Origin of the sequence: Georgenia sp. H159, assembly GCF_035607575.1 — a bacterium.
Lineage (GTDB): Bacteria > Actinomycetota > Actinomycetes > Actinomycetales > Actinomycetaceae > Oceanitalea.
The window spans coordinates 175,652-187,435 of record NZ_JAYDZY010000009.1; the positions used below are offsets into that span (position 1 = coordinate 175,652).

General features: G+C 73.5%; 9 protein-coding genes. 5 read left to right on the top strand and 4 right to left on the bottom strand.

All coding sequences use genetic code 11. The annotated features are described in order from the left end of the window. Positions 1-11: 11 nt before the first annotated feature. Both VR894_RS14485 and VR894_RS14490 read left to right on the top strand, forming a co-directional pair. The gene (locus tag VR894_RS14485) at positions 12-1,304 is read left to right on the top strand and encodes a DUF58 domain-containing protein (RefSeq protein WP_324652646.1); all 1,293 of its coding nucleotides are present in this window, start codon (positions 12-14) and stop codon (positions 1,302-1,304) included. Between the two features lie 170 nt (positions 1,305-1,474). Continuing rightward, positions 1,475-2,317, top strand: a complete 843-nt coding sequence (locus VR894_RS14490) for a ChbG/HpnK family deacetylase (protein WP_324652647.1) — start codon at positions 1,475-1,477, stop codon at positions 2,315-2,317. A gap of 4 nt (positions 2,318-2,321) precedes the next feature. Here VR894_RS14490 and VR894_RS14495 read toward each other — a convergent pair whose 3' ends face one another. Beyond that, positions 2,322-3,317, bottom strand: coding sequence for a stage II sporulation protein M (locus VR894_RS14495; protein WP_324652649.1), 996 nt, complete (start codon positions 3,315-3,317; stop codon positions 2,322-2,324). Positions 3,318-3,335: 18 nt separating this feature from the next. Here VR894_RS14495 and VR894_RS14500 point away from each other — a divergent pair, with 18 nt between their 5' ends. Next, positions 3,336-4,196, top strand: coding sequence for an RDD family protein (locus VR894_RS14500; protein WP_324652651.1), 861 nt, complete (start codon positions 3,336-3,338; stop codon positions 4,194-4,196). Positions 4,197-4,356: 160 nt separating this feature from the next. Further along, on the top strand, positions 4,357-4,842 hold the full coding sequence (locus VR894_RS14505; protein ID WP_324652652.1) for a DUF4262 domain-containing protein: 486 nt from the start codon (positions 4,357-4,359) through the stop codon (positions 4,840-4,842). 77 nt (positions 4,843-4,919) lie between these two features. Here the strand turns inward: VR894_RS14505 and VR894_RS14510 are convergent, their stop codons facing one another. From VR894_RS14510 to VR894_RS14520, 3 genes are read right to left on the bottom strand one after another with little or no spacing between them, the layout of a single operon-like run. Beyond that, positions 4,920-7,592: a multicopper oxidase domain-containing protein gene (locus VR894_RS14510; RefSeq protein WP_324652654.1), complete on the bottom strand. Its 2,673-nt coding sequence runs from the start codon at positions 7,590-7,592 to the stop codon at positions 4,920-4,922. Further along, a complete protein-coding gene (locus VR894_RS14515; protein ID WP_324652656.1) occupies positions 7,589-8,836 on the bottom strand; it encodes a hypothetical protein in 1,248 nt (415 codons plus the stop codon). Before VR894_RS14515 ends, VR894_RS14510 begins: the two co-directional genes overlap by 4 nt. Positions 8,837-8,840: 4 nt before the next feature. Next, the gene (locus VR894_RS14520; protein WP_324652658.1) at positions 8,841-9,707 is read right to left on the bottom strand and encodes a helix-turn-helix transcriptional regulator; all 867 of its coding nucleotides are present in this window, start codon (positions 9,705-9,707) and stop codon (positions 8,841-8,843) included. A gap of 233 nt (positions 9,708-9,940) precedes the next feature. Here VR894_RS14520 and VR894_RS14525 point away from each other — a divergent pair. After that, positions 9,941-11,784: glycoside hydrolase family 3 protein (locus VR894_RS14525; RefSeq protein ID WP_324652659.1), on the top strand; the 1,844-nt coding region annotated here is incomplete at its 3' end.

Sequence of the window (11,784 nt, forward strand, 5' to 3'; positions counted from 1 at the left end):
AGGGGGCCGGCATGGCTCTGACCCGACGGGCCGTCCTGGTCGCCGCCGTCGGCCTCCTCCCGGTGCTGCTCGTGCCGCGGACGACGACGGTGCTCGCCTGGGCCGCGCTGCTCGGGCTCGGTGTCCTCATCGACCTGCTCCTCGCCGCGTCCCCCCTCGCCGTGCGACCCGAGCGGGCGGTGCCGCACTCCGTCCGCCTCGGTGAGCCCGCCACCTCCACCCTCACCCTGTCCAACACCGGCCGACGCACGGCGCGGCTCCTCGTGCGCGACGCCTGGGTGCCGTCGGCGGGCGCCGACCGCAACCGCCACGGCGTCACCGTCCCAGCGGGCGAGGCGCGGCGGGTCCGCACGGCGCTGCGCCCCACCCGGCGCGGTGACCGGACCGCCGACCTCGTCACGCTGCGCTCCCACGGACCCCTCGGCCTCGCGGCCCGGCAGCGCTCCCTGCCCGTGCCCGCCCGGCTCCGCGTGCTGCCCGCCTTCGCCTCCCGGCGCCACCTCCCCTCGCGCCTGGCCCGGCTCCGCGAGATGGACGGCCGGGCTGCGGTCAAGGTGCGCGGCGAGGGCACCGAGTTCGACTCGTTGCGTGAGTACGTCATCGGCGACGACGTGCGGGCCATCGACTGGCGCGCGACGGCCAGGGGTGGCGACGTCGTCGTGCGGACCTGGCGCCCGGAGCGGGACCGGCGGGTGTTCATCGTCATCGACTCCTCCCGCCTGTCGGCCGCCCGGCTCGGCGAGGCGCCCCGGCTGGAGGCCCAGATCGAGGCTGCCCTGCTGCTCGCGGCCCTCGCCTCCAAGGCAGGTGACAGGGTCGACGTCGTGGCCGTGGACTCCGCGGTGCGGGCGCGGGTCTCAGGCATCCAGGGAGCCCGGCTGATGTCCTCGCTCGCCGAGGGCCTGGCGCAGGTCGAGGCCTCCCTCGTGCAGGTCAGCTGGCCCGCCGTCACCCAGACCGTCCGCGACGCGCTGTCGCAGCGCTCCCTCGTCGTGCTCCTCACCGCACTGGACACCGCTGCGGTGATGTCGGACCTGCTGCCCGTCGTCGGGGCGATGACCAGGGACCACCAGGTCGTGCTCGCCTCCGCCGCGGACCCCGAGGCGGAGGAGATCCGCGTCCGACGCACGACGAGTGAGGAGATCTTCGACGCCGCCGCCGCCGAACGGGCCTCTCTCGAGCGTGCCGCCGCCGGGATGCGGCTGCGCCGCAGCGGGGTCGAGGTGGTCGAGGCGACCCCGGAGGACCTGCCCCCCGCGCTCGCCGACACCTACCTCTCGCTCAAGGCCGCCGGACGGCTCTGAGCCGGTCGACGCCACCGACAGCCCACCAGCCCTCCCCACCGTGCGCCCGCTCGAGAACCGTGCGCCCGGTTGACCGGGTGCACGGTGGCACGAACAGGCGCACGGTGCCGGGATCACGCTCCAGGGCTCCCCACGGGCAGACCCGTCCGCGCCGCCGTACTCTCGGCACCATGGACCGCAGGCTCGTCATCACGGCCGACGACCTGGGGGTCGACCCCGACACCAACGCCACCATCGTCGAGCTCATGCGCGACGGCGTCGTCTCGGCGACGACGCTCATCCCCGTCGCACCGGCGGCGGCCGACGCCGTCCACCGGTTGCGTGCCGCCGGGCTGGGGGCACCGCGGCTCCACGTCGCCCTCTCGAGCGGGCGCGAGTGGGCGGAGCAGGGGTGGCACCCGATCGCGTCGAACGTCCCCTCCCTCACCGAGCCGGACGGCACCCTGCCCGTCGACGCCGCGGTCGCCGAGCACCGTGCGACAGTCCCCGACGTCACCCGCGAGCTCCACGCCCAGCTCGGCTGGATGCGCGACCGCAACGTGCTGCCACCGGCCCTCGACTCGCACTCCGGGACGCTCTACGGCATTCACGGACGCTCCCTCGCGGGCACCGCCGTCGACTTCTGCGCAGCGCACGGCCTGGACTTCCGCCTCCCGCGCAGGCTCGGTACCGTCCTGGGGCTCGCGGTGCGCGGTCTGCGTGCCGCCCACCGCGGTGCAGTGCGGCGTGCGGACGAGCTCGGTGTGCGGATCCCCGAGCTGCTCCTCAGCTCCTGGCTGCCGGGAGGACTGATCCCGTGCTACGGCCTGCTGCGCGCCGAGGTGATCGCCCAGCTCGCCTGCCTCCCGCGCGGGACCTCCGAGCTCATCGTCCACCCCGCGCCGCGCCGCTCTGTCGCACGGATGCGACCGGGTGACGGCAGGAAGCGGGTGTGGGAGCTGCGCCTGCTGCGTGACCCGGCGTTCCACCGGGCGCTGCGCCGGGAGGGCATCACGATCGTCCCCGCCTGGTGAGCGGTCAGCCGGCCTGAGCCAGCGTGTGGCCGGCGAGGTCCTCCTCGAGGTCCCCGGTCTCCCCCGCCCGCACGGCACGACCGCCGAGGACCAGCGTGTAGGCCCAGTACCCGGCGAGCACGAGGGCACCGATCGTGATCTTCGCCCAGGTGGGGAGGGCCGACGGTGTCACGAACCCCTCGACGACCCCCGAGACGGCGAGCACGAGCACCAGTCCCAGCGCGACGATGAACAGCGAGCGCCCCTCCTCGGCCATCGCTCGCGACCGTGTGCGCGGCCCGGGGGCTACCCACGCCCAGAACAGCTTGAGGCCGGCGCCGGCCGCGATGAAGATCGCCGTCAGCTCCATGAGCCCGTGGGGCAGGATGAGCCCGAAGAACACCTCCAGGTGGCCGTGCGCCGCCATGACGCCGCCGGAGGACCCGACACCCACCGCGTTGGCCACGAGCACGTACACGGGGAAGAACCCGGTGATGCCGAGCGCGATGCACTGGGCGGCGATCCACGCGTTGTTCGTCCACACCTGCCCGGCGAAGTCGCCGGCGGGATAGTTGGAGTAGTAGGCCGCGAACGCCTCCTCGGCGTACTCCTCGAGCTCGGCGGGTGTCCCCATCGACGCGAGCGCCGCGGAGTTGGTGGCCACCCACCAGCCGCTCACCGCGCCGAGCGCGAGGAACGCGAGGCCCACCCACACAGTCCACCAGCGCACCCGGTAGAAGGCGGCCGGCAGCATGAGGAGGAAGAACCGCGACACGTCGGACAGCCGCGCCTCGTGGGTCCCGGCGATGCGGCCGCGCGCCGTGGCGAGCAGCCCGGACAGCTCGGAGACGAGCAGGGGGTCCGGCGCGCTGGTGCGCAGCGCCGACAGGTGCCCGGCCGCCGACTGGTAGCGGGTGACGAGCTCGTCGGCCTCCTCGCCGCTCAGCCGGGACCGGGAGGACAGCGCGCGCAGACGGTCCCACTCCGGCCCGTGCACGGCGGCGAAGGCGTCGATGTCCACGCGGGTACCCTGCCACACATGACCACGCACGCCGCGCACTCCCCGGGGCGGGCGCTGCAGACGGCGCACCTCGCCGACGACCTCATCATCACCGGTGAGGCCGTCGCGCTGGAGGTCCGCCCCGCTGCCTTCCTCCTCCGGGTGGTCGGTGGCCTCATCGACGCGGCCTGCTACGGGGCCGTCCTCCTCGCCGTCTCCGTCGGCATCCTTGCAGGGCTGAGCAACGTCAACGAGGCCCGCACCACGATCGTGACGATCGTGACGATCGCGGCTATCGTCATCGTCGCCCCGACCGTGGTCGAGACCCTGAGCCGGGGGCGCTCGCTCGGCAAGGTCGCCACCGGCATCAGGATCGTGCGCGACGACGGCGGCCCCATCCGCTTCCGGCACGCCTTCATCCGCTCGCTCACCGGGCTCGGCGAGCTGTGGCTGACCGCCGGTTCCATCGCCGTCGTCACGGCGCTGCTCAACGGTCGCGGCAAACGGCTGGGTGACCTGCTCGCGGGCACCTACGCGGTTCGCACCCGTGGTGCGGACCGCTCGGCGCCGCCGCTGCTCATGCCGCCCGAGCTCGAGCACTGGGCCCGCACCGCGGACATCCGCGCGATGCCCGACGGGCTGTCCCTGGCCGCGCGGCGCTTCCTCGACCGCACGGGGACCCTGGACCCCGTCTCACGCACACGTCTCGGACAACAGCTGGCTGCCCGCGTGGAGCCGCTCGTCGCGCCGCCACCTCCGTGGGGCACGCACCCCGAACGCTTCCTCGCCGCCGTGCTCGTCGCGCGACGCGACCGCGAGTACGAGGTCGGGCTCCGTGCCCGCGACACCCTGGCGCAGACCACCACGGAGCTGCGCAAGCTCCCGTTCCAGCTGCGCTGACGAGCAACCGCCCGCCCCCACTCGCCGACAGCTGGGTTGTGTCCGGGGCGTCGCTCCACCGCGCCACGGCCGGGGCCGGCCCTCCACAGCCCGCCGTCCGCGCCCCGTGGCCGTCACCGGGTTGCTCCTAGCGTCGTGGTGACGAGGAGGAGAGGTCACCATGTGTCTCATCTGCGACGGCTGGACCTGGGAGGAGGTGCTCGCGCGCCACCGCGAGGTGATCGAGCAGCACGGCTGGACGATCCAGTTCGTCGAGGGCCACCCCGGCAGGCCGTCGTTCGCGTACACCGTCGGGCTGACGCGCTTCCACGACCACCCCGAGCTGCTCGTCAGCGGCACCTGCGAACGCGACGCCGCCGTGGTCCTCGACCCGCTGGCGCAGCACGTCCGCGACGGGCACCGCTTCACGGCGGGGGACGTCATCGCCTCGGTGTCCCCTCACCGCTACCGCCTCGTCAGGGTGAACGACCCCCGTCATCTCGCCGTCGCCCAGCTGGTCTACGGGCAGCGAGGAGCCACGCCGGTCCCCGGCCTGCAGGTGGTGTGGTCGAACCACGACGGTCAGTGGCCGTGGGACCCGGCCTGGGCGGACGGGCGGCGTCGGCAGCCGCTGTTCGGGCACACGCGCTGGCCCGGGCGCCGATGAGCGCCACCCCGCACACGATCCGCCTGTCGGCGAGAAGCGGCGGAGCGACGCCCCGCCCGCGATCCAGCGCGTGGCGGCTACTCGGTGACCTCGATGACGCCGTGGGCGCCGCGCTCGGCGTCGACCATGGCGTGCGAGACGAAGGGGTAGTGGCCGGCCTCGGGGAGCTCGAGCTCGACGAACCCGCCCTGGGCGGCCACGAGCGGCAGCACCTGGGCACCGGCGCTCTCCCCACCGATCCCGTCCGGCCCGCCGAGGCGGTAGGCACCCTCGTCGTAGACGGTGTCGAACTGGCCGCCGACAACGTGGAACGCCGAGCCGCGGGAGGGGCCGGCCGCCAGCACCCACACCCGCACCCGCTCACCCGCCCGCGCGGTCAGCGGTCGGTGGTCGTACTGGTTGGCGTAGCCGTTGAAGACGACGAGGTCGGGCCGTTCCGCGGCGATCGCCTCCGCGTCGGCCGTCCCGCCGACCTCCCCGAGGTAGACCTCGGACTGGACGAGCACGTACTCGCGGTCGACCGGCTCCAGGTCGGGCGGGTCGATGATGACGGCGCCGAACATCCCCTGGGCGATGTGCATCGACATCGGCATCGTCGAGCAGTGGTACATCCAGATGCCCGCCCGTTCCGCGGTGAAGCGGTAGACGAGCGACTCCCCCGGGCCGATCGTGCGCATCGGCTCGTCGGGGGCCAGCGCCCCGGCGTGGAAGTCGATGGAGTGGCCGATGGTGCCGTCGTTGACGAGCGTGATCTCGAAGACGTCCCCGACCTTGCCGCGCAGCGTCGGGCCGGGCGCGGTGCCGTTGAACGTCCACCGCTCCTGCTCGACGCCGGGAGCCACCTCGCTGGTCGTCTCACCGACGGTGAAGGTCACCTCGTGCAGGTCACCCTCCGGCGCGGGGGCGAGCTCGGCCGGGTGGGCCGTGAAGTCCTCGTCGGGCTCAGCCATGAGGTCCAGCCGGTCGCGGGCCGCCTCGCCCGTCGCCGCGTCGTGGGCGTCGTGGCCCGACGACGCGGGCCCGCCGTCCGTCGTCGTCCCACCTGCCGTCGCGGTGACGGCTCCGACGGCGACGACGTCGAGTGTCATGCCCATCTGCCGGTGCCCGGCGACCGAGCACCAGCCCTCGACGTCGCGGCCGACGACGCCGAGGTCCACCTCCACCGACTCGCCGGCCGAGAGCCGCCCGGAGCGGGCGCCGTTGTCCAGCACGAGGTCGTGGACGTCGTCGTCGGTGTTGACGAGCTCGACGACCAGCCGGTCACCTGCCGGGACCTCGACGACGTCGGGGACGAAGCGCATGTCCTGCGCCTCGACGCGCACGGTCGTCGTCCGGCCGGTGGCGGCCACGCCGTCGTCGGCAGCAGTACCGGTGAGGCCGGCGGCGGCAGGGTCCCCCGCGACCCCCATGACGACGGCGAGCGCGACGGCACCGACGCCGTAGAGCGCGCCGAGCCGACGCGGCACCGGCGGCGGGCCGGTCGCGATGGAGGCGGCGATGACCGCTCCTGAGCTCTCCCGCTCGGCCTGCCGGCGCGCCCACAGGGCCCGCCCGAGCAGGACGAGGAAGGCGGCCAGGCCGGCCAGGCCGAGGAGCGACGTCGTGACGCGGACGAGACTCGGCAGCGGCAGCACGAACAGCAGGAGGCTGAGGTTGACGACGGCGAGACGGGCACCGGCGGCACGGTTCATCTCCTCGTCCACCCGGCGCACCACCCGCGGTCCGCCGCCGAGCACGACGGGGGCGAGGTAGCTCAGCGCCCCGAGGAGCACCTGCCCCGCGAAGCCTGCCGCGTAGGGGGCGGCGAGCACACCGAGGGACTCCCGGAGCCCGGCCCAGTCGGGTGCGGTCGCGGCGAGCACCGCGAGCACGACGAGACAGGCCACCAGCCAGCACACGGCTGCGGCCGCGCTCAGGGTCGCGTAGCTCCGCGGCGGCTTGGCCCGCGCGATGGTCACCATCGGCCGGACCACGAGCCCGAGGCCGGTGAGGTACACGACGACGGCGACGACGACGAGCCAGCGCTGGTCGAGGGCGGCCGCGGCCCAGATGACGGCGAGCCCGGCGACGAGGACGAGCATCGCGCGGCGGGCGGCCAGCGGTGCACCGGGAACCATCTTGGTCCGCAGCATCGTCGGCCACAGGACGACGAGGGTGCCGAGCACGGTGAGACCGACCCAGCCGAGGAGCATCGTCGTCGTGTGGGCGGTGTAGAGGCGGCCCGCGACCTGCGCCGAGGGCGTCGTCCGGGCGAGCATGACACCGAGCCACACCCCCACGGTGAGGCACAGCCCGGCGAACACGTAGAAGAGGGACAGCGCGCCGAAGCGCGCCATGAGGGCACCGCGGCGCTGCAGCAGGATGACGACGACGTGGCTGACCGCGACGATCGTGACACCGACGCCGCCGGCGACGACGAGCGACCACCGGTTCGTCGCGACGCCGAGGATGACGAGGACCGCCGAGACGGTGTGCACGCCGAGCCGCGCGAAGACGAGGCCCTGGCCACCCGGCGCGGGCCGCCCGAGCAGCGTGTCGGCGAAGTGCGCGGACCAGATGAGGATCGCCGTCGTTACCGCGCCGAGCAGCATGAGGTGGACCATGAGGTAGTTCGCCTCGGGGATCCACCGGTGCGCGACGGCGACGACGAACGCCGCGAGGAACCAGCCGACGACGAGCGCGTTGACGCGCACGTGCCAGGGGCGGCGTGCCATCGGCGGGCGCGTGGAGGCCGGACGGGTGAGGTTCATGAGGATGCTCCACGAGTCGTGATGGCGGCTGCGACGTGCCGGGGGTGCGCGCCCTCCAGGGGGACGTCCTCCGGGACGGCGCCCTCGCGCCGACCGCTGGGCTGCTGCCGGGGTTCGGTGTCCGGAGCTGCCGGGGCGGCGGCGGGTGGGCGCGCCGTCGTCGTCGCCGTGAGTGCCGACCAGGCGGCGACGACGACGAACAGCAGGACCGCGACGATGTTGCCCACTCCGCCGGCCTGGACCGCCCACTCGAGGTCGCGGGCGTCACCGACACCCAGGCGGAGCACGAGGGTGAGGTGGAGCAGGACCGCGGGGACGACGAGGGCACGGCGGTAGGGCAGCGGCCGCCGGAGCACGGCGGGCATGATGACGGGCGCGTGCGCCATGACCATCGAGATGACGAACCCGAGGAACAGGGCGTGGGCGGCGGCGTCGTAGGCACGGCCCGCGACCTGCCCGCCCAGGAGCCAGATCGTCCCGGCGACGGCGAGCCAGACGTAGCCGGCGAGCAGGCAGCCGGCGATGAACCGCGGCAGGCCGGTCGCGTGGATCGTGCGGCGGGCGACGTCCTTGACGGCGAGCCAGCCGGCCGCGGAGACCAGCGCGAGCCCGAGCAGCACGAAGCCCGCCTCGGGGGCGAGCAGCGAGAGGACGGCGGACCCGAGCACGACGACGGCGATCACCTGGGCGGCGGTCCCGTCGCGTGGGCGCAGGGTCCCCAGCCGCGCCAGCTCGAGCCGTTCGCCGAAGATCGTCAGGACGAGGAAGCCGACGAGCCAGGGCATGATCGCGGGGACCGGGACCCCTCCGAGCCACAGCAGGGCCGCCGCCACGGCCATGAGCGAGCCGAGGACCTGGACCGCCACCGCCGCGGCCGGCTGGCGCGCGTACAGCGAGCGGTAGACGAGCAGGCCGCCCACCTGCCCGGCGAGGACGAGGCCGGCACCGACCGCCTCGGGCAGCGCCGAGACGGTGGCGAGGACGCCCAGGCCGTTGAGCGCGGGGGCGAGGTAGCTCCAGCCGCGGCCCAGGGCCACCGACCGTTCCAGCCCGATGACGGTGCCGACGAAGCCGAGCACCATGAGCGGGCCGTGGACGTCCGCCAGGCGCGCGCCGACGACGACGTCCGGGAGCCCGAGCAGCGCGAGCGCGGCGTCGAGCCCGGCGAGCATGGCGAGCCCGCCGAGGAGGAGGAAGGGCAGCCGGAACGACGTCCGTGTCAGGACGCCACGCGCGGGTCCCACGCGGTCACTCATGGCCGGCGGCAGGTGGCGCGATGCGGAGGAGGCAGGCGCCGGGTTCGGCGAACGCCTCGAGGGAGACACGGTCGGCGGACACACCCTCGTGACCGAGGATGTCCTGCGCCATGCCCAGGTGGCTCGTGCAGACGACCTCCGGGTGCTCGCGAGCAAGGGCCAGGACCGGGCACCGGCGCAGCCGCTGGGTGTAGCCGCCGTCGGCGTCCTCGGTGGTGTGGCAGTCGAAGCCCGCACGGTCGAGCATCTCCCCCAGTCGCGACACCGAGTCCCGGAGCTTCCGCGGGTCCTCGGCCGGGCCGCCCGTCCGCTCTGCGGCAGGCTCACCAGAGGTCGGTCGGGGACCGGGAGCGTCCTCGTGCCCTGGCCCGTCCTCGGCCGACGCGGGGGCCGAGTCGTCCACGGGCCGGAGACCGGCGGCGGCGAGCCGCTCCTCCCGGCTGGCGTCGACGAGCCGGCGCTCGCGGATCGCCCGGCCCCAGTCCCGGCCGGCCGTGAGGGCGTGCTCGACGCGCATCGCCTCGTCCGGGACCGTCCGCGCCAGGTAGTTGATGAGTACCTCCGCGAGCACCGCGTACTCGGGCCCCGCCGGGGTCGCGGACAGGGTGGCGCGGTAGAGGGCGGCGGGACGGCCACGCCCGGCGGTGTGCCGCAGCGTGCGTTCCGCGAGCTCGACGCGCGCCAGGGCCTCGAGGTGCTCACGCACGGTGTTCGGGTGCTGGCCCAGCTCGGCCGCGAGCTCGGCCACCGTCCGACGGCCACCGAGGTCGATGAGGGCGTCGAGCACCGCCCGGCGCGCGGGAGAGAGCTCCTCACGGGCGAGGCCGCGGGTGGGGAGCGGACCGAGCGGTTTATTCACGGTCCCAACCGTACTATTCAAGAGGCGGTGGACCCAAGTGCCTGCCGAGGGCGTGACGGACGACACAGCCTGGCGTACGCTGGATGACGTCAGCAGTTTCCGCCGCAATGGCACGTGCGAAAACTGTTGCCGTGCACGTGCATGTGCGCGAAACGATGACGACTCAAGGAGGAACGTTGTCCACGAGAACCGTCGGCGCCAGAATGGGCGTCGCCACGAGCATTGCGGCGGGGATGCTACTCGCATCCACCGTTCCCGCGAACGCCGGACCGATGGCGGTGCCGGACTCCACCGACCCGCTCGACCACGTCGTCGAGCAGATGACGATCGACCAGCTCATCGGCCAGATGACGTGGACCTTCGTCTACGGCAACTCCGCCGACGACGCCTCGATGGCCGAGCAGAACCAGGAACGCTACGGCGTCGACACACCCGCGGAGGTCGTCGAGAAGTTCGAGCTCGGCGGCGTGCTCTACTTCGCGTGGTCGAACCCGGGCATCGTCAACGACCCGACCGTCGCAGCAGAGCTGTCCAACGGCCTGCAGGAGGCGTCCGTCGAGGACGGCTCGGGCATCCCGCTCGCCGTCACCATCGACCAGGAGGGCGGCATCGTCGCCCGCATGGGCGCCCCGACGACCGTCCTGCCCGGCAACATGGCGCTCGGCGCCACCTGGGACACCGACCTCGCCCGCGCGCAGGGAGAGGTGCTCGGCGCCGAGTTGTCCGCCGTGGGCGTCAACGTCAACTTCGCCCCCGTCGTCGACGTCAACACCAACCCGGCCAACCCCGTCATCGGCGTGCGCTCCATGGGTGAGGACCCGGAGAACGTCGCCGCCCTGGGCGTGGCGCAGATCCAGGGGATGCAGGAGCAGGGCGTGGCCTCGGCCGCCAAGCACTTCCCCGGCCACGGGGACACCGAGACCGACTCCCACACCGGTCTGCCGATCGTCAGCTACGACCGGGAGACGCTCGACCAGCACCTCCTGCCGTTCCAGGCCGCCATCGACGCCGGCACCGACATGATCATGACGGCGCACGTCATCGTCGAGGAGCTCGACGCCGAGATGCCCGGCACCCTCTCCCCCGCGGTCCTCACCGACCTGCTGCGTGACGAGATGGGCTTCGAGGGCCTCGTCACCACGGACGCCCTCGACATGGCCGCCCTCAAGGAGCTGCCGGACAACCCGCTGGACGACGGCGACATCGCCGTCCTCGCGATCAAGGCCGGCTCCGACATCCTGCTCATGTCCCCGGACGTGCCCGCCACCTTCGAGGCGATCAACGAGGCCGTCACCGCGGGCGAGATCACGCGCGAGCGGCTCGAGGAGTCCGTGACGCGGATCCTGGAGTGGAAGCAGGAGCGGGGCGTGTGGGAGGACCCGTACGTCGACGTCGACGCCGTCATGGACGTCGTCGGGAACGAGGGGCACCGCGCCACGGCGCAGGAGATCTCCGAGCGCGCCGTCACGCTGCTGCGCAACGAGGACGAGCTGCTGCCGCTCGACCCGGACGAGGACTCCGTGCTCATGGTCGGCGCCGGAAGCGCCTGGCCGGAGCGGATGGGACCGATGCTCGCCGAGCGTGGGTTCGAGGTCACCGAGGACTACGAGAACGGAGGCTCGCCGAGCGAGGCGTACCGCAACCGCGCCGTCGAGGCAGCCGCGGACCACGACGTCGTCGTCTTCGCGTCCTACAACGCCAGCGGCAACGTGGCCCAGCAGGAGATGGTCGAGGCGCTGGCGGAGACCGGCACGCCGGTCATCGTCGTCGCGACGCGCAACCCCTACGACATCAACGTCTTCCCGGGTGCCGACGCGGTCCTCAACATCTACGGCTGGAACAACGTCAACTTCCACGGAGCCGTCGCCGCACTCGCCGGCGACATCAGCCCGAGCGGGAAGCTTCCGGTCAACGTGCCGACGGCCGACGGCACGGGCGTCCTCCTCGAGATGGGCTTCGGGCTGAGCTACCCCGAGCCCGAGCCGGGGCAGCAGTACGGGTTCTTCCTGACCAACGGCTGGGAGGGCGGCAAGGCCGACCACGCGTTCATGTACGGCCGGTTCACCGATGAGGTCCT